The 19,525-nt window shown below is 40.2% G+C and carries 17 protein-coding genes and 1 pseudogene; 3 read left to right on the forward strand and 15 right to left on the reverse strand.

The features are described 5' to 3' along the window. Positions 1-64: 64 nt before the first annotated feature. From ADJ60_RS10475 to pbp2b, 5 genes are all read right to left on the reverse strand, one after another. Positions 65-769: a TIGR02206 family membrane protein gene (locus tag ADJ60_RS10475; RefSeq protein ID WP_049544860.1), complete on the reverse strand. Its 705-nt coding sequence runs from the start codon at positions 767-769 to the stop codon at positions 65-67. Positions 770-863: 94 nt separating this feature from the next. Beyond that, positions 864-2,237 (reverse strand): UDP-N-acetylmuramoyl-tripeptide--D-alanyl-D-alanine ligase, encoded by a 1,374-nt coding sequence (locus tag ADJ60_RS10480; protein ID WP_049544861.1) that lies wholly within the window; start codon positions 2,235-2,237, stop codon positions 864-866. Positions 2,238-2,320: 83 nt separating this feature from the next. Continuing rightward, positions 2,321-3,364 carry a D-alanine--D-alanine ligase gene (locus ADJ60_RS10485; protein WP_049544862.1) on the reverse strand — a complete coding sequence of 348 codons (1,044 nt, stop codon included), beginning with the start codon at positions 3,362-3,364 and terminating at the stop codon, positions 2,321-2,323. Between the two features lie 173 nt (positions 3,365-3,537). Continuing rightward, positions 3,538-4,134: a recombination mediator RecR gene (gene recR, locus ADJ60_RS10490; protein ID WP_000966748.1), complete on the reverse strand. Its 597-nt coding sequence runs from the start codon at positions 4,132-4,134 to the stop codon at positions 3,538-3,540. A gap of 10 nt (positions 4,135-4,144) precedes the next feature. Further along, positions 4,145-6,202: a penicillin-binding protein PBP2B gene (gene pbp2b, locus ADJ60_RS10495; protein ID WP_080983396.1), complete on the reverse strand. Its 2,058-nt coding sequence runs from the start codon at positions 6,200-6,202 to the stop codon at positions 4,145-4,147. 189 nt (positions 6,203-6,391) lie between these two features. On the opposite strand from pbp2b, the gene ADJ60_RS10500 reads away from it, so the two are divergent. Then, entirely contained in the window at positions 6,392-7,243 is an 852-nt protein-coding gene (locus ADJ60_RS10500; RefSeq protein WP_049544864.1) for a MurR/RpiR family transcriptional regulator, read from the forward strand. A gap of 15 nt (positions 7,244-7,258) precedes the next feature. Here the strand turns inward: ADJ60_RS10500 and ADJ60_RS10505 are convergent, their stop codons facing one another. The 10 genes from ADJ60_RS10505 to ADJ60_RS10550 form a co-directional block, all read right to left on the reverse strand. Continuing rightward, positions 7,259-8,143, reverse strand: coding sequence for an ROK family protein (locus ADJ60_RS10505; RefSeq protein ID WP_049544865.1), 885 nt, complete (start codon positions 8,141-8,143; stop codon positions 7,259-7,261). A 17-nt stretch (positions 8,144-8,160) separates the two neighbouring features. Continuing rightward, the gene (locus ADJ60_RS10510; protein ID WP_049544866.1) at positions 8,161-9,078 is read right to left on the reverse strand and encodes a dihydrodipicolinate synthase family protein; all 918 of its coding nucleotides are present in this window, start codon (positions 9,076-9,078) and stop codon (positions 8,161-8,163) included. 171 nt (positions 9,079-9,249) lie between these two features. After that, a complete protein-coding gene (locus ADJ60_RS10515) occupies positions 9,250-9,894 on the reverse strand; it encodes a YesL family protein (RefSeq protein ID WP_033684861.1) in 645 nt (214 codons plus the stop codon). Positions 9,895-9,913: 19 nt separating this feature from the next. After that, the gene (locus tag ADJ60_RS10520; protein WP_000575448.1) at positions 9,914-10,366 is read right to left on the reverse strand and encodes a YhcH/YjgK/YiaL family protein; all 453 of its coding nucleotides are present in this window, start codon (positions 10,364-10,366) and stop codon (positions 9,914-9,916) included. Between the two features lie 172 nt (positions 10,367-10,538). Then, positions 10,539-11,378: a carbohydrate ABC transporter permease gene (locus ADJ60_RS10525; protein WP_049521897.1), complete on the reverse strand. Its 840-nt coding sequence runs from the start codon at positions 11,376-11,378 to the stop codon at positions 10,539-10,541. A 15-nt stretch (positions 11,379-11,393) separates the two neighbouring features. Next, entirely contained in the window at positions 11,394-12,260 is an 867-nt protein-coding gene (locus tag ADJ60_RS10530; RefSeq protein ID WP_153198773.1) for a carbohydrate ABC transporter permease, read from the reverse strand. A 327-nt stretch (positions 12,261-12,587) separates the two neighbouring features. After that, positions 12,588-13,916 (reverse strand): ABC transporter substrate-binding protein, encoded by a 1,329-nt coding sequence (locus tag ADJ60_RS10535; RefSeq protein WP_049544867.1) that lies wholly within the window; start codon positions 13,914-13,916, stop codon positions 12,588-12,590. A gap of 229 nt (positions 13,917-14,145) precedes the next feature. After that, a complete protein-coding gene (locus ADJ60_RS10540; protein ID WP_000477437.1) occupies positions 14,146-15,663 on the reverse strand; it encodes a PTS transporter subunit EIIC in 1,518 nt (505 codons plus the stop codon). Positions 15,664-15,681: 18 nt separating this feature from the next. Next, a complete protein-coding gene (locus ADJ60_RS10545; RefSeq protein WP_001135679.1) occupies positions 15,682-16,380 on the reverse strand; it encodes an N-acetylmannosamine-6-phosphate 2-epimerase in 699 nt (232 codons plus the stop codon). 201 nt (positions 16,381-16,581) lie between these two features. Continuing rightward, positions 16,582-17,562 (reverse strand): acetylxylan esterase, encoded by a 981-nt coding sequence (locus ADJ60_RS10550; protein WP_049544868.1) that lies wholly within the window; start codon positions 17,560-17,562, stop codon positions 16,582-16,584. A gap of 435 nt (positions 17,563-17,997) precedes the next feature. Here ADJ60_RS10550 and ADJ60_RS10555 point away from each other — a divergent pair. Both ADJ60_RS10555 and ADJ60_RS10560 read left to right on the forward strand, forming a co-directional pair. Further along, positions 17,998-18,549: pseudogene (locus ADJ60_RS10555) on the forward strand (GNAT family N-acetyltransferase). 141 nt (positions 18,550-18,690) lie between these two features. After that, the coding region (locus tag ADJ60_RS10560; protein WP_049544869.1) for an Rpn family recombination-promoting nuclease/putative transposase at positions 18,691-19,525 on the forward strand (835 nt) is incomplete at its 3' end.

The raw sequence follows: 19,525 nt of genomic DNA on the forward strand, positions 1-19,525 counted from the left end.
AGCTTTTTTTATTTTCCAAACAAGTTATCAAAAATCAGATTTATGAAAAAAAGAAAGCTCATTTCTAAGCTTTCTTTGCAATCATTTTTTCTGTTTCTTGTGCTAAAAATAGTTCCAAGATTTTCTTTGTTAACGTAATCGCTGCTGATAAGGCCAGGGAAACGATTAAATAATTAGCTACTAAGCCATGGTCTCCAACCAATGGTGGTTTTGTCAAGAATCCGTAATCTCCACCTGTTACTAAATTGACCACAAAAATCAAGGCATTTAGTGCAAAGGTCATGAGAAAAATTCCCTTCACATCCAGCAATCGCGCGTTATACTGTCTCAATAGATAAACTAGAGAGTTCCCCAAGAGAGCTAAGTGGCCAAAGATAAAGGATAAAATCGCAATATGCGGGAATGGATAAGGATCTGGCACTGGATAAACAAAGGCTGCTAATGTCCCAAATGTTCCTAGTAATGCAAAATATTGCCGATATTTGGACTGACCAGGAAGCAAAAGCACCACAAACATAGCCATACGGCAATGGTAAAAGGGTAAGCTTTCTGACAATGGCATATGATTAACCCCGTACCATCCATAAAGAAGGATTAACTGAACTGCCTGCAAGATTTGGAAAAATCGTTGATAAGCCTTCTTTTCACGATAACGATAGGCTGTATAAAAGGTCAAAGCCAAGAGTGTAAATATACTGACATACCAAAAAAGGTCAAATTTGGGTGGCTCTGTTGCTTGGGTCGTAAAGAAAATATCCCATAAATTCATCTAGTCTTCCTCATGATTCAAAATTTTCCTGCATTTTATTATACCATGCTACTTAAGAAAAATGGATTTAGAAATACGTAAATGTTTGACAAAATCACTTGTCTTCATTTTCTAAACTTTCTACCAACTTGGCTAGGTTCATAGAGTTAGAGCCTTTGAGCAAGATTTGGTCATTAGCTCCTAGACTTTCCTTGACCTGCTTAACTAGGTCTTCAAATTGGTCTTGGTCTTCTGTTTTCTTGAAGTAGTAAACATGGCCGATTGGGAACATTTGACTGGCCAATTGGGCTAATTCAGCAATGTCTTCTCCATAGAAAATAACGGTATCAAGCACATCTGGGGAAAGACTCAAAATCATCTGATTATGAAGCTGAACAGACTGGTCACCAAGTTCCTTCATATCCGCCAACACTGCAATTTTCTTGCCACCTTCATTGGATGGAATGGCAGAGAAAGTCTCTAAAATCAGCTTCATAGCAGTTGGATTGGCATTGTAAACATCTGACAGGATATCTGCTCCATTAGCTGCTTTCTTCCACTCGGTACGGTTACGTGTCAATTCAAGATTTTGGAAGGCCTGATGAATTTGCTCCTCTGAAACTCCTTCTTGTAGGGAAACATAGGATGCAATCATAGCATTGGTGGCATTGTACTTACCAGTCACTGGCAAATCAAGGGCTTGCTCCAAGAAATTGGCCTTAAAGGTCAAGCTATCCTTTCGCTCAACCAAGTCGGTAATTTCCAGCTCTGCTCCTTGCCCAAAACGAACTACCTTTTTATCAGTTGGCAAGTAGTCCTCTATAATAGGGTCAGCTGGTACTAAAAGCAAGGAATCAGGTGCCATCCCGTCTGTAATTTGCATTTTTCCTTTAGCAATCTCAGAACGGTCTTTGAAAAAGGCCAAATGGGCTTCTCCAACCAAGGTCACAATGGCTGTTTTTGGACGAGCCAATTCTGACAAGAGATGAATATCTCCCAAGTGATCCTGTCCCATCTCCAAGACCAACTTTCCTGTTCCTTCAGGCATATGGAGAACTGTGTAGGGAAGGCCAATCTCATTATTGTAGTTACCTTGTGTTTTGTAAGTTTTGTAGGTTGTTGATAGCAGGTGCGCCAACATGTCTTTGGTTGTTGTTTTACCATTTGAACCTGTAACAGCAAAGACATCAACTGCTGTTTTTTCAAGATAGTAGGCAGCTAGGGTTTGAAAGGCTGTCAAGACATCATCTACTAGAATATAGGGATGATTTGCGATTTCTTTCTCAGACAGGGTTACAGCAGCGCCATTTTCAAAAGCTGTTTCGATAAAGTCATGACCGTCACGCGCACCTTTGAGGGGGACAAATAAATCTCCTGTCGCAATCAAACGACTGTCAAACTCAGCTTTTTCTAACTGGGTGTCTTCAAAGATGCTGATATCATTTTTAGCTCCTACAACTTGAGCCACTTCATGGATTGTTAATTTCATTTCTACTCCTTTAAAAAGGGTCGAAGCTCGAGAACTCTAGTCACCTTGCAGTGATGGTTCTGGCTTCTACCCTCTCTTTCATTTTATAGCAAATGCGCTTCGCGCTTGTCAAAACTTTCCTTGGCAAGATCAACCAATCGTTCGATTAGTTCTGGGTAGCTGATTCCCATATTGTCCCAAAGTAGTGGGTACATAGACCACTGGGTGAAACCTGGCATGGTATTGAGCTCGTTTAGGAAAATCTCTCCCTTATCTGTATAGAAGAAATCACAACGAGATAGACCTAAACCACCAATGGCACGGAAGGCAGTTTCTGCATTCTGACGCATGACAGCTACCACATCATCACTGATTTTAGCTGGGATATCCATGGTAATCTTGTTGTCAATATACTTGGCATCGTAGTCATAAAAGGCAACATCCTTGACTACTTCTCCTGGTAGCGTACTCTTGACATCGTAGTTGCCCAAGAGACCAACCTCGATTTCACGAGCATTTACCCCTTGCTCTACCAAGACACGGCTGTCATATTGGAAGGCAAGTTTCAAGGCTTGACGAAGTTCCTCTTGATTTTCAGACTTAGAAATACCGACACTTGAACCCATGTTTGATGGTTTTGTGAAGACTGGATAAGTCAATTTTTCTTCAACTTCGGCAATTTTAGCAGTCACATCATCACCTTCGACAATGGCCACATAAGGAACTTGGGCAATCCCGACAGATTCTAAGACACGCTTAGTGGTGATTTTATCCATGGCAAGGCTAGATGACAAGATGTTACAACCAACATAAGGCATTTTCAAAACTTCCAAGAATCCTTGAACTGAGCCATCTTCTCCCATCGGACCATGAAGAACTGGAAAGACCACTGCCCCTTCTTCGTAGATGGCACTTGGTGCAACTTGCTTATCCCAATCAATGGTTTCATTGGTCATAAGACAATCCTCTTGACCTGGAGTCTGGCTAAATTCTTGCGTTTTAATAAAGTCACCTGACTGGCTGATGAAGAAGGTCTTGACTGTGAAACGGTCGTAGTTGACCGCACGCATCACACTCTCAGCTGAAAGAACAGAGACTTCACGCTCTGCACTACGTCCACCGTATAAAAGAATAATCGTTTGTTTCATATTATTTGTCCTAATTCTACTAGAATACTCGCTCTTTAGTATATCATATTTGCTTCTTTTTTGAAACTTGAACCTGATACTAGTCTTCAAGAAATCTAAAAAAAGACCGATAAAAAATGTCGGTCTCCTTGATTTTTTAAATAAATAAATTGAGTTTGTTAAATTGTCTCCACTTACAACTCTGTTCGATTTTCAATGGCTCGTAAGAGCGTCACTTCATCCGCATACTCAATGTCCGCTCCCACAGCTAGACCTCGTGCTAGACGCGTAACCTTGATACCAGCTGGCTTGAGCAAGCGTGAAAGATACATGGATGTCGCTTCACCATCTGCTGTAGCATTGGTCGCCACAATCACTTCTGAAACTTCACTATCCATCAGACGAGTCATCAGGCTCTTGAGATTGATATCGTCCGGACTGATACCATTCATGGGAGAAATGAGTCCGTGTAGAACATGATAGAGTCCATGGTATTCTTGAATGTTCTCCATGGCTGCCACATCTCGACTATCCTCAAGAACTAAAATCGTTGTCTGATCACGACTTGGATCGGTACAGATAGAGCAAGGATCGTCATCAGTCAAACGACCACAAATAGAACAATAGGTCAGCTCTCTCTTAGCAGAAAGGAGATTTTTAGCAAATTCATTGACATCGTCATCAGACATTCCAATAGTATAAAAGGCCAGACGTGTAGCTGTCTTAATCCCGATACCCGGTAACTTAGAATAACTGTCAATTAGCTTAGCAATAGGTGTTGGATAAAGCATATGTTTCTTTCTAATTCATTGGATGATGTTGGTTATAGAGGTTGATAATATCGCGCGCAATGGAAGGTCCGACACCATTTGTAAGGTTGGTGTTATGAGGGAAGACAACAGCTACAGCGATTTGAGGATTATCTGATGGTGCATAGGCCACAGCATTGGTATTGTTGGCTTTTTGACCACCCTCAACATAACTTTCGGCGGTACCTGTTTTCCCACTAATGGATACCGCTGCACCATTTGAAAAGGCACGACCTGTTGTCAGAGAACTTCCACCGTGAGAAACTTGATAAAATCCTTGTTGGAGAGTGGCTACATCAGACTCAGAAATATTAATTTTATTCATTTCCTTGGTATCAATAGATTGGATTAAGTTTCCTAAACCACCTTGTTCATTGTTCCCATAAATACCCTCGACAATGTGAGGTGCAATCCGAACACCGTTGTTGGCAATAGTGCCGACGTACTGAGCCAATTGCATTGGGGTGTAGTTATCAAACTGACCAAATGCATTGGTAATGTAATTAGCGAAATTATACTCTTTTGGTATAAAACCAGTTGACTCATCTGGAAGGTCAATGCCTGTTGAGGCTCCAAGACCATATTCAGCAAATGTCGAACGAAGTTTCCCCATAGCGGATTCTAAATTGTTAGTTAAAACAAACATATTGGGTTGATAGGTCTGACCCATAATGCCCAAAGCCGTTTGAACCATATAGGCATTAGAAGAATACTCCAAGGCTTCCACAGCTGTAATCGGGAATGAACCGTAGGCTTGAGTATACCAAGAATTAATTGGAGCTGAACCTTGGAAGACAATCGGTTGGTCTGTCAAGGTCTGATTCCCTGATAAGACTCCATTCTCCCAACCAGAGCTGATGGTCGCCGCCTTGACAACAGAACCCGGGACAAAGACATTGGTTACTGTTCCCAAGGAATCAGGTGTTAAATCTCCCGTTTTCAAGTCATGTTTTAGCCCTGACATAGACAAAACCGCACCTGTTTTTGGGTTAAGGGCGACTGCATACACACCTTCTGAATACTTGGCTCCTCCATTTCCTAACTCAGAATTGAAATAACTCTTAAGAAGATTGTCCACGCTATCTTGAAAGGCCAAATCAATGGTTAGTTTAATATTGTTCCCTTTAGTACCATCTTCGATATTTTCGACACTTTCCATGTTGCCATACTTGTCTAGATGGATTTCTTTCACCGAGCGTTTTCCTTGCAAGGTTTCTTCATATTGTTTTTCTAGATAAGAGGTTCCAACACGGTCATTTAGAGAATAACCCTTTTTGATATAAGCATCTGCTTCTTCAGCTGGAAGACCGGCTTTTTCACTGGATACACTTCCTACTATAGACGAAAGTGAAGTCTCTAGGACCTTTCGATCCCACGAGGTTGAAATACTGATACCAGGTAAATTCTTAGAGGCCGAAGCTATCAAGGCAATCTGAGTATCTGTCAAGGAATCTGTCGCAATGGTCCCTGTCGCAAAATTTTCAACTGCATTAAGTTGGCTAAAGAGGTAAATTTCTTTCTTTTCGTCATCCGAGTAGGTCAATTGACTTGGATCGATACTTTCAACAGTATTATTGTAAAGCTCTGATTCAGATAATTGATTTCCATCAGAATCAAGTCGCTTCTCACGTGGTAAACTTTCCACTGCTTTCTTATAGACATCTTGATCTGCTAGATAATAGTCTGCTAACTGTCGATCAGTCAATGTTGGAGAAGAAACTCCCACATAAGCCAGCAACTTCTTGGCTGTTTCTTTCAAATCTGCAGCCGTCATTTTGTTGTTCCTTGTAAAAGATACAACTTGCTTGATGGTGTTTTCGACGAGAGGTTTCCCTGTTGCATCGTAGATTTGTCCACGGGCTGAACTAGTGGTCACCTTTGTTTTACTTGCCGATGCTAGTTTTGTCTCATAAAAATCTTTGTTCAAAACCTGCATGTAAAGCAGGCGACCAATGATGGTCATAAAGAGCAAAATAACAATTGAAAACAATAAATTAAGCCGAATCGGAATCGAATGGCTATCAAATTTTCTCATACAAGTCAGTCTCATTTCTATTTAAAATCTTACTCTTCATTGTACCACAATTTGAGAAGAAAATTATGGAAAAGAAGTGAGCTTTTTTAATTTAGTTTCTGATGGTTTTTTTATTTAAACATAACTATTTTATATGATATAATATTTACAAAAGCTACAAAAAATAATTATCGATTAATAGCTAGACTCAAATAAAGGAGTATCATGAACCCGCAAGATATCGCAAGCATTATTGATCTTCATTTTGAAGAGTTAACAGATCTAGAGCAAGAAATCGCTCGCTATTTTTTACAATCTGAAACCATTGCAGATGATTTATCTTCTCAGCAGGTCACTCAAAAATTACATATCTCTCAAGCCGCTCTGACCCGCTTTGCTAAAAAGTGTGGTTTTACAGGTTATCGAGAATTTATTTTCCAATACCAACACCAAGCAGATAATCAAGCTAGCCAACATCCCGACCACAGCCCCCTGACAAAACGAGTTCTTAGAAGCTACAGTAATATGCGAGAACAAACACAGGACTTGATTGACGAAAAACAACTAGAACGAATCGCCCAGTTAATCGAAGGTGCTGATCGTGTCTACTTCTTTGGAACAGGTAGTTCTGGCCTTGTCGCTCGTGAAATGAAATTGCGCTTTATGCGTCTAGGTGTGGTCTGCGAGGCCTTGACTGATCAAGACGGCTTTGCTTGGACAACCAGTATTATGGATGAAAATTGTCTCGTACTCGGTTTCTCACTTTCTGGCACAACACCTTCTATTTTAGATAGTCTATTAGACGCTAAGGAGATGGGGGCAAAGACTGTACTCTTTACAAGTGTTCCCAATAAAGATAGTCAGACCTATACAGAAACCGTTCTTGTTGCTAGCCACAGTCAGCCTTCCTACATTCAACGTATATCTGCTCAACTTCCTATGCTCTTCTTTATCGATTTGATTTATGCCTATTTTTTGGAAATCAATCGTGAAAGCAAGGAGAAAATCTTTAATAGCTATTGGGAAAATAAGAAACTCAATGGCTATCGTAGACAAAAACGTGTAAGAAAATCCTAGTTTGGCTGAGCCAAACTAGGATTGTTTTGTTTTAAAGTGATAATAAGCTCCCAACATACCTGCTGTATTTTGGTGATGGGCAAATTCTAATCGTGTTTTTTCAGCTAGGCTTGGCACCAAGGCATCTTTCAAGGCTGTGCGAATCTTGGGTTTGAGGATAGCCTCTTGTCCCATGATACCGCCACCGAGAATAACCACTTCTGGATTAGCAACGTAGCAAATATTTGCCAAACCTTTCCCTAGGTAATCTACCATCCGGTCAATACCAGCCATGCAGATTTTGTTTCCTTCAGTGGCTTCCTTAAAGATACGTCGGCCATTCCACTGGTCAACTGGATCTCCATGACCTGCTGCTACATACTCTACCAAGGCTGTCGTAGAAGCCAAGTCTTGGAAATCTCCATCCTGCATATGCATATAACCGACTTCGCAGGCTGAATTGCTAAAACCATGGAAGACTTTCCCATCCATAATCAAGCAGCCACCGATACCGGTTCCAATGGTCAAGCAAAGTGTCACACTCGCTCCCTTGCCTGAACCAGATACCGCTTCAGCAAGACCTGCACAGTTGACATCATTTTCAATCTCACAAGGAATATTAAAGCTAGTCTCGATTTCCTTCTTGAACTGAGTACCTGCGTAGTTGGGAATCTGAGGCCCAGCATAGAAAATCTCACCCTTGTCTGGATCCACCATTCCTGCAGAAGAAATGGCAACACCTGCTATTGGGCCTTTTTCTAAATAGCTAGCTACAGTATCTTTGGTCTTTTGTAAGATATGAGGTCCACCTTTATGCGCCTCTGTTGGCATTTCATGCGATTCAACAAGTTGGCCTTCTTGGTCGATCAAACCATATTTGATGTTGGTTCCACCGATATCAATTGCAACGTAGTGTGTCATAAATACCTCCTTATGGATTAGAGGAAGCGCTCCTTGGTTTCACGAATCAAGGCTGCAGCTGCTTCTACAACTGGGCGATCTTCTTCAGTCACTGGTGTCAATGGTGAACGAACTGATCCAATGTTAAGTCCTTCATTGATTTTCAAGACTTCCTTAATCACACCATACATATTTCCATGTGCAGCAGTCAATTTGCCAATGATTGCATTGATAGCGTATTGCAATTCACGCGCTTTTTCCAAGTCTTTGTCAGCAATCAACTGATTGAGTTTCAAGAATAGTTCTGGCATAGCACCATAAGTACCACCGATACCAGCTTTAGCTCCCATGAGACGACCACCTAAGAACTGCTCATCTGGACCGTTGAAAACGATATGGTCTTCCCCACCAAGGCTCACAAAGGTTTGGATATCTTGAACTGGCATAGAAGAGTTCTTAACACCGATAACACGAGGATTTTTCAACATTTCTGTGTATAGACTTGGAGTCAGAGCAACACCTGCCAATTGAGGAATGTTGTAAATCACGTAGTCTGTGTTTGGAGCTGCAGAACTGATATCGTTCCAATATTTAGCAACTGAGTATTCTGGCAAGCGGAAGTAAATTGGTGGAATCGTTGCAATGGCATCTACACCCAAGCTTTCAGCATGACGAGCAAGTTCCATACTATCTTTGGTATTGTTGCAAGCAACGTGAGCAATGATGGTCAATTTACCTTTGGCAACTGCCATGACTTCTTCCAAGATTAACTTGCGGTCTTCAACGCTTTGGTAGATACATTCACCAGAAGAACCATTGACATAAAGACCTTGAACACCTTTATCAATGAAGTATTGAACCAAGGCACGCGTACGCTCTGGACTTACTTCTCCTTGATCATCATAACATGCGTAGAAGGCTGGAATGACACCTTCGTATTTTTTTAAATCTGACATAGATTTTCTCCTAAGATTTCTTTTTTCTGCTAAAAGCAGGATTTATTCTTTACGTGTTTAGTATACACCTTATGAAAAACGCTTTCAATATCTTGTGTACACTTAGATTTTAGTTTCGATATGAATTTTGAAATGTTTATGGCTTGAAAGTAGTTTCATAGACAAGCCATCCTATTGGTATTTTGCGAAAATTTTCTCCATCAATCCAGTCTGGAGAAAGACCAAGAGCCCAAACCCAAAAAGCAGGAAGGCTGAACCACCTAAAAGTAAACTGAAGGCGGACAGATAAAGAACCATCACAATGAGAAAGAGAATGGCTAACATAAGGAAGAACCAAGGAAAGTTAAAACTTGCCAAGATAAGTCCTTTTTGTAGGACTTCTTTCCAAGTCAAATCATAGCGTGCAGCGATTGGATAGCTAGCCAACATCACGATAGTGAGGAAGATAAGAATACCTAGACAAATAGCTTTCACCATTTGGAAAGGCATAGCTGTCTGACCCCAGAAGAGATAGAGATCTAGAAGGCTTAATGAGACAATGCCCAACTCAAGCAGACCTAACTGAAGACCTAGTTTCAGATTTTCCTTGAAAGCTCTTAGATAGATTTTAAAGACAGGTACACGTCTGCTCTTCTTAATCTCAAACATAGTCTCGTAGAGGCTAATTTTAGCTACTCCAATCGTCACGATGGGCAAACAAGTGACGACAAAAAGAAGATTGGCTGTCACGATATCCAAGACCTTCTCACTAAAACGCATGAGAAAGTTGTCTGTATCAAATGCTGCCTTGATAAGGCTTACTCCTTTTTGTGCCATGTTTGCTCCTCCTGATTTTTTAATCAATCAAAATTTTAAAGAGATATTTGCGAACCTTCTCTTCCATACCTGCATAGCCATTCGGCTGGTGCGGTTCTCCTGGGAAGAAAATCGCAAAATTGTGATAACCCAACAAGAGTGGGTAGTGTTCATGACAATGAACAAAGCCAATGTCACTTGCTTCGTCGAATGCTACTGCCTCGTCTTTGATACGTGAACCGTAGCTCGAATATTCATGTCCTTCTACCAGCAAATGCAAATCTGCATAGTTTTTATGATGCTCAAATTGATCATTTTCAGCTTGATTGAGGACATTTTCCTGAACAACTAGAAAGACTTTATCTCCGTCAATCTCATACTTTCCTAATTCGAACGAATCTTTACGATGTTGGTAGAGATAGTCGATAGCCTTGTCTAAATTGGGATGAATTCCTTTGTAAAAGGTGATGTTTTTCAAATCGTCAAAAATCATACTCTTTCCTTCGTTTCTGATAGTTAACTAAAATGATAAATTAAGTTGATAAGTGTCTAACAAAATCTCTAAGGTAAGCAAATACCCAACATTTTGTAGACACTTATAACCTCTATATTTCCATAGTATGTCAAGACCACTTCCGCAATCTTGATATACTTGTTTACTTTTCTTATCCTTTAACAGCTCCCATAGTAATACCTTGAGTGAAGGATTTTTGGAAGACTAAGAAGACTGTTACGATTGGAACTGCTGCAAGAGCGGCACCCGCCATAATCAAACCATAGTTGGTTGCCATTTCAGCCTGCATAGTCGCAACACCGAGTGAGATGGTCAAGTTGTTACGTGAAGTCAACATAACCAACTGCATGAAGTAGTCGTTCCAAGTATTGATGAAGGTGAAGATTGCAAGGGCTGCAAATCCTGGTTTCACAATTGGGAATGCTACGCTCCAGAAGGTACGAATCTCACCACAACCGTCGATTTTAGCTGATTCAAGCAACTCTGTAGGGATATTCTCACTGAACTGTTTCATGAGGAAGACCCCGAATGGCCATCCAATCAAAGGCAAGATAACTGCCCAAAGTGTATCATGGATTCCCATGAAGTTGACGATACGTACCAATGGTACAAGGACAACTTGTTTTGGAAGTGCCATGGCTGCAATAAAGATTGCAAAAAGAATGCGTTGACCATAGAAACGTTTTTTAGCCAATACATAACCTGCTAGAGAAGAGGTCGCACAGACTAAGAACATGGTTACTAGCGAGATAAATACAGAGTTCCACATCCACTGCAAGGCAGGGTTTTGCACCATAAGTTGTTGGAAGTTTTCCATGGTTGGCATTTTAGGGAACCATTGTGGTGGAATAACGATTGTATCAGGTTGTGACTTGAAGGCACCTGTCAAAATCCAGTAGAATGGAAAGATGAACAGCACGGTCAACAAGAGCAAGATAATAGTTGAAATAACAGTGAAAGCTGTTAAAGGTTTCTTTTGTGTAGATTGCATAGCTGTCTCCTTTCTTTAGTATTCTACGTCGTTTCCAAGTACTTTAAATTGAACAAAGCTTACGATAGCGATCATCACTGCCAAGAAGACGCCGATAGTGTTTGCATAACCGTATTCTGTCAATTGGAAGGCTTTTTCGTAAAGGTAGTACATAAGTGTACTTGTTGAGTAGTTTGGACCACCAGATGTCAACAACTGAATCAAGGCGAAACACTGGAATGAGTTGATTGTTGTAATGATTGCGATGTAAAGAGTTGTTGGAAGGAGGCTAGGCCATTTAATCTTCCAGAAAACTTGCAATTCAGTCGCACCGTCAACCCGAGCTGCTTCCACCAATGAATTGTCGATATTTCCCATCGCTGCGATATAAAGGATAATCGGCTGACCAACAGATGTAGTCAAAAGGATAATCATAATCGCCATCAAAGCCCAGTTTTTATCTCCCAACCAAGAAATGTTTTGGCTGATGATGTGACTTGACTTAAGGACAAAGTTTAAAATCCCTGATAGTGGGTCATAAATCCATTTCCAAACAACTGTTACGGCAACACTACCTGTTACAACAGGAAGGAAGAAGACAAAACGGTAGAAGGATCTGGCAATGGCATTTTGATGATATGTCTGAGATGCTACAAAGAGTGAGAATAGAACAACAACTGGTACAGATCCAATAACCAGAATCACGGTATTGATCAAAGACTTCATAAAGACAGGGTCTTTAAACATGCGAACATAGTTGTCCAAGCCTACAAACTCAAATTTAGTCATTGAGTAGTTAAAGAAACTTGTAATGAATCCCATAATCATAGGAGCCAATACAAAGATGACAAAGAAGAATAATACTGGTGCTAGGAAAGCGTAGGAAATCACTGTTTCCCGCATACGAATTTTATTGACTTTCACAGCCGGCACCTCTCTTTCACAAATAAAATATTTTGGATTTTCTTGAACTGTTTTAAAATCAAAATGAAATTTTTTAAGATTCGCTTATGTAAGAACTTCATTTTAATTTCGTGACAGTTCCTTACATTTCAAATAAAATCCTCCCTTTTCTTACATAGACTATGCACGGGGAAAAGGGAGGAATCAATCTGATTTATACTCTTCGAAAATCGAATTCAAACCACGTCAGCGTTGCCTTGCCGTACTTAAGTACAGCCTGCGGCTAGCTTCCTAGTTTGCTCTTTGATTTTCATTGAGTATTAGTGCTTATTGTTTTGTAGCTTTTTTAATTGTTTCGTTAGCTTTTTCAGTGAAGGCTTTCAAAGCATCCGCTGGTTTTTCGTCACCATTTGATACAGATTGCAACATTGGGAACCAAAGTGTTCTCATTTCAGCAAAACCATTGATAGTGTTGTAGTATGGTGAGTAGTATTTAGTCCAACCACTGATTGTTTCCATACGTTTGTCTTCATAAAGTTTGCCAAATGAAGTACGAACTGGGAAGGCACCCGTACGAACAACGTCTTTTGGACCCCATTCTTTGTCATCCGCGATAAATTGAACGAATTTCTTAGATGCTGCAACTTTCTTGTCGTCTTTGTTGTTGAATACTGCAAATCCGTTTACAAGGTATTCAAGAGCTGGTTTGCCTGAATCTGATGGGAATGGTACTTCTACTACTTCTACTTTACTTGCTTCCAAGAGTTTAGCTTGGATACCGTTTTGAGCTGGTGCCCAAAGGATTGTGTAAGATGTTTGACCGTTGGCAAAGTTTTGGATATCTGCTCCACCGTCAAATTGTGAACCGTTGTTCAACAAACCGTCTTTGATCCAGCCAGCTGCTTTTTCAAGACCTTTGACGAATTTAGGATCATCAGTTGTATATTTTGTTACATCTTTATCTGTTACAGAACCGCCGTAAAGGTTTGAGATGAAGGCACGTGTTCCTTGGTCTCCCCCTTGACCAGAACTGAACAATGAACCTGGTGTATAGCCTTTATCTTTAAGCGCTTTCAAAACTTTTTCAAAATCATCAGTTGTCCAACCTTCTTTTACAAGGTTTGCAACTCCAGCTTCTTCCAACATTTTCTTGTTCATAGCCATGTAGAATGGGGCTGAACTAATTGGATACATGTAGGCTTTGTCTCCAGCCTTACTTGCTTTTACAATGTTTTCATTGTTGACATCTTTAACAAAGTCATCTGTGAAGAGGTCATTCAAGTCAGCCAATTTACCATTTTTACCATATTGGATGATACGTCCTGGTGCGTCAAAAAGTACGTCTGGAGCTGTTCCTGCTTCGATGGCTGTTGTGATTTTTTCAGGACCTGACTTGAAGTCGATGGTTTCCAATTTCACTTTTATATCTGGGTTTGCTTTTTCAAACGCTTCGATGATTGATTTTTCATAAGTTCCAACACCGTCACCAGTTTTTTCTTGGGTAAATACTGGGAATGCCCACCAAGTGATTTCTGTTTTGGCACCGTCACCACCTGATTTGGCAGCATCTTTACTTCCGCCAGAATTGCCACAAGCAGCAAGACCAAGAACCGCAGCACCCGCAAGTACTGTACAAGCTAATTTTCTAAATTTCATCTGTATTCTCCTATGTAATAAGCGTATCCATATTGGATAATGAGTAAGATTGTATTTGTATGCGTTTTCATTTCATCCGATGCATCCACCACTCTCCTCTGCTTTTTATTAAGTCAGTAAGTACTTATACTCTTCGAAAATCTCTTCAAACCATGCCAGCTTCGCCTTGGCGTACTCAAGTATAGCCTGCGCCTAGCTTCCCAGTTTGCTCTTTGATTTTCATTGAGTATTAATCATCTACACCTAAAATTTCATTAATACTATTTTTATATAAGATTGCTTTTGCTCCATATATTGCTTGAATACCACCCTTCACTTCTAAGACATCAACTGCACCAATTTGTTTTAAAAGTGCTTTATCAACTTGATGAACTTCTTTTACAGCTACACGTAAACGTGTCACACAAGCATCTACATCTTCTATATTATTTGATCCACCCAACGCTCTGATAATTTGTAGGCTATCCTGTTTTAAATGATCTGCAGTATTTGAAGTTGAATCTGTGGATTCAGAAATTTCTTTAGAATCTACTTCTTCTCCTCGTCCTGGCGTTAGAACGTTGAATTGAGTAATGAACCATCTAAAAACAATATAATACAGAACACTCCAAATAAGTCCAAATGGAATCTGAAGAACCCAATTCGTTTTAGCGTTCCCCTGCAAAATTCCAAATAAAGTAAAATCGATTACACCTCCTGAGAATGTGTTTCCTATTGAAATATTTAAGACGTCTGCAATAAAGAAGCTGACACCATCAAGGAATGCGTGTACAACATATAGAACCGGACTGACAAATAGAAACATAAATTCAATTGGTTCTGTAATACCGGTAATAAAAGATGTTAAAGCAACTCCAAAAAACAGACCCGCGTATTTTTTACGACGATTTTTAGGAACACTATGGTACATCGCTAAACAGGCAGCCGGTAAACCGAACATCATTGTTGAGAAACGACCTGCAAAAAACCTTGTTCCTTCTGTAAATAATCCAGAATGAGTCGGGTCGGCTAATTGAGCAAAAAATATTTTTTGAGCTCCAACCACTGTTTGTCCTGCAACAGTTTCAACACCACCAAGTTCAGTATACCAAAACATAGGGTAAATCATATGATGTAAGCCTACTGCTCCAGAAAGTCTCATTAAAAATCCATATAGAAAAGTTCCAATTGGACCCGCCTGAGAAATATATCCACCTGTAGAAACAAGAAGTTGTTGAAAAGGTGGCCAAATAACAAAGAAGACAAAGCCAATTAAGATAGAAGAGAACGATGTAACAATAGGAACGAAGCGTGAACCCCCAAAGAATCCTAAAGCGGAAGGTAATTGAATATTGTTATATCGATTGTGCAAATATACGGCAACTATTCCGACAACTAATGCTCCAATAACTCCAGTATCAATTGCAGATCCTTCTGCCATAAAAAGTTTTACCAGAGCTTTAATCGTTGCAGTCATAACTAAGTAACCAGTTACTCCTGCTAGCGCAGCGGTTCCTTTATCTCGTTTCGCTAAGCCAATACATAATCCCACACAGAGAAGTAGTGATAAATTACTGAATACAACCTCTCCTGCAGAGCTCATTACTTGGAATATTGATTGAAAAAAACTATTGTCTAGTATTGGATAAGTTGCTATCGTGGTTGGGTTTGAAAGTGCACCACCAATCCCCAAAAGTAGACCTGCTGCAGGAAGTATAGCTATAGGTAACATAAAAGCTTTTCCAACTTTTTGTAAAACTTTAAACATAAAATTCCCCCTTACATCTTATTTGAGACCAGCAACAAAGCGTTCTGTAATCTCTTTTGGTCTAGTAATAGCGCCACCAACAACAATACCTCGCACTCCATATCCTAGGATTTGTTTGGCTTGTTCTGGTGTATGAATTTTTCCTTCTGCAATGACATCTACACCAGCATCACAGAGTTTTTTGATCAATTCAAAATCGGGACCATCCACTTTAGGACTGTAAGATGTGTATCCTGATAAGGTTGTTCCGACAAAGTCAATTCCTGCTTCAACGGCTGCCAATCCTTCCTCGAAAGTACTTGTATCAGCCATCAAGAGCTGGTTAGGATATTTTTCCTTAACCTGACGAATGAACTCTTGAATCTCCAAACCATCATAGCGTTCACGCTTGGTACAATCCAGAGCAATGACCTCGATGTCCAGTTCTGCCAGTTCATCAACTTCTTTCATAGTAGCAGTGATGAAGGGTTCTTGCGGTGGATAATCTCGTTTTATTATCCCAATGATTGGAAGGTTTGTAACCTCCTTGATTTCCTTGATATCGCGAACACTATTTGCTCGGATACCGACTGCTCCACCTTGCTCAGCCGCTTTGACCAGCAATGGAATGACTCCTCCCGCTTCTGTATAGAGCGGTTCGTGAGGAAGGGCCTGACAAGAAACGATGATTCCATCTTTGATTTGTGCAATCAAAGCTTCTTTAGTAATCTGTGGCATCCTCTTTCCTCCTTTTCCTTGTTCTTATGAGGTCATTATATATCATTTATTAAGCGCTTTCAATACTTTGTGATAGAATAGATTTCAGTTTCAAAAGTATTTTATAGAACAGCTGTTTCTGAAAGTAGTTTCAGAGAGTCATCTATTTTAAATCATTCTTATTAAACTACAAAAAAGAGAGCTCCTGGGCTCTCTCATTCATCACTTCACATATTTAAAAGAAATCTCACTGCCACAGAGCCAGTTGTAGACTTGGTCATTGACAAAAACATTCATAGCTTCATGAGCATACTCTGGCATGATGCGATAGGCCTTATCGCAGGTCAAACGATTGTAAATCGCAAACTGGGTAATAGGATAGCAAACATCGTCGTCCAAGCCCGTAATCATCTTAACCTCACCTTGGATACGATGGGCAAGATTTTTCACATCGATATAGGCAAGGGTCGCCATGATGTCCTCCTCAGTTTCATGGAAGGGGTCGTGAAACTTGAAATAACGGAAAAGTTCGTCGTAAGCCTCGCTAGTATTACCAATCTCAAGTACTCGTCTGAAGTCTGACAAGAAAGGATAGATGGCAACAGTTTTCTGAATCCGAGGATTGAGCGCTGCCGCAACCAAGGCTAGAGCCCCTCCTTGTGAAGCACCATAGCTAGAAAGACGCTCCTCATCAACCTGAGGTAGACTAGCAATAATTTCAACCAACTGGTAAATGTCCAGATAAACATCCTTATAAAAGAGATGATCCCGACCTTCCACAGCCCCACGGACAATATGTCCCTTAACCGTATTTCCTAAAGGAGAACGCAAACCGTCTTGCGAATAACCTGACTGTCCCCGCACATCCATGGAAACAACACCATAACCAGCAACGGTGAAGGCCAGCATGTCAGCCCAGTCCCAGCCACGTCCCATATAACCATGGAAATGGAAGATTAGTGGAACCTTCTCCTCACTTTTTGGAAGAACGACGCGCGCATAGACCTTGCCTTCATTGGTTCCTTCAAACGTTAACTCATAGCACTTGACTTGAGGAATGTGGAAATTTCTTTCCTCCAAGTGGTAGGCTGGAAGAGTTGAAACTTTTTTCACCTCCTCATCCCAGAAAGCATCAAAGTCTTCTGGAACCTCATCCCGTCCTTTATAAGTCTTGATTTCTTCTAATAAAGCTGGATTTTTCATAATATACTCCTTTTATTTTGTAATCGCTATCACAACTGTAGCATATCTAGAAAAGCATTGCAAGAAAGAAGGGTAATACTCTTCGAAAATCTCTTCAAACCACGTCAACGTCGCATTGGATTATATATGTAACTGACTTGGTCAGTCTTATCTACAACCTCAAAGCAGTGCTTTGAGCAACCTACGGCTAGTTTCCTAGTTCGCTCTTTGATTTTCATTGAGTATAATATAGAAAGTGAATTTAGATTTTATTTCTTCAAACCTACTGACTGAAAGTCTAATAAATTGAATCTAGAATAGTACCAATCAACTTCTAAAGTATTTTTAGAAATTAATGTGAATGCCACAGTTGATTTGTCTACAGTTTATCTCAATATACTATAGTTTCAATGGAGATTGAATAGAGAATCACACACCAGAAAGCGAGCTAACATCATGAAAGCAATAGGTACGCAAATATTACAGACAAACCGTTTAATCTTGAGAAGATTTGTGGAGAGTGATGCGGAAGCCATGTTTCAAAATTGGGCTTCGTCTGCTGAGAATCTGACCTATGTTACTTGGGAGCCCCATCCTGATGTTGAGGTCACTCGAAACTCGATTTGTAATTGGGTTGCTTCCTATGCCAATCCCAACTATTACAAATGAGCCATTTACCTCAAAGAAAACCCAGAGCAAGTGATAGGAGATAGCAGCATCATTGAGATGAATGAGGATGATTCCAGTTGTGAAATTGGCTATGTTTTAGGAAAAAACTATTGGAGTCGTGGTCTTATGACAGAGGCCTTAAAAGCTATCTTAGACTTCTGTTTTACTCAAGCAGATTTTCAAAAAGTCAAAGCACGATATGGCAGTCTCAACCCAGCTTCAGGTCATGTTATGGATAAGACTGGAATGTCCTATCTAAAGACTGTTGCAAATGGGGTAGAGAGAAAAGGCTATATTGCGAACCTTATTTATTATCAGATAAGCGGAGAAGACAGATAATCTTAAAATTTATTGCTTATCCGCTGTTCTTCTTTTTTATTTACTATTTCATTTATCCTCTTTTTTCCGAATAAATAGATAGAACCATCGAATCTAGCAAAATTAGATTTTAAAATATGGTATAATAGAAGGAGGGAATGGATGATTCTCAGACATCCGGGCATCAGCCCAACCAATGACTTGGTAGCTAAGAAAATCTTTAGCAATCCAGAAATCACTTGTCAATTTATTCGCGATATGCTGGACTTACCAGCTAAAAATGTAACTATTTTAGAGGGAAGTAATATTCACGTCTTGCCTTCTATGCCGTACTTGGCACAGGATTTCTATACCAGTATAGACGTCTTGGCAGAGTTGGACAATGGCACGCAGGTTATTATCGAAATCCAAGTTCATCATCAAAATTTTTTCATCAATCGTTTGTGGGCTTACTTATGCAGTCAGGTCAATCAAAATCTTGAAAAAATTCGCCAACGTGAAGGTGATACACACCAGAGCTACAAACACATCGCACCAGTATATGCTATCGCAATTGTGGATAGCAATTATTTCCAAGATGATTTAGCTTTTCATAGCTTTAGCATGCGAGAGGACACGACAGGTGAGGTATTAACTATCACAAATAATGGACAAGAAAACCATCTGGTTAAGATGGCGTTCTTGGAACTTAAAAAATACAGAGAAACCAGCAAAGATAGCATTCGCAAACCATGGCTAGAGTTTTTTGGGAACAAACCCTTTACCCAGCAACCCGAGCGAGCTATTAGCCAGGCAGACCAACTGCTAGACTATAAGAGCTGGTCCGAGGAGGACAGGAAAATGTTTAGTCAACTACGTATGAGAGAAGAACAAGCCTTGTTAGCACAGGACTATGCCTTGGAAACTGCTAGAGCAGAGGGAGTTGAACAAGGCCGAGCAGAGGGAGTTGAACAAGGTCTAGAGCGTGGGAAAATCTTTACCTTTCTAGATTTAGTAC

It is taken from the genome of Streptococcus pseudopneumoniae (assembly GCF_001076775.1).
GTDB lineage: Bacteria > Bacillota > Bacilli > Lactobacillales > Streptococcaceae > Streptococcus > Streptococcus pseudopneumoniae_G.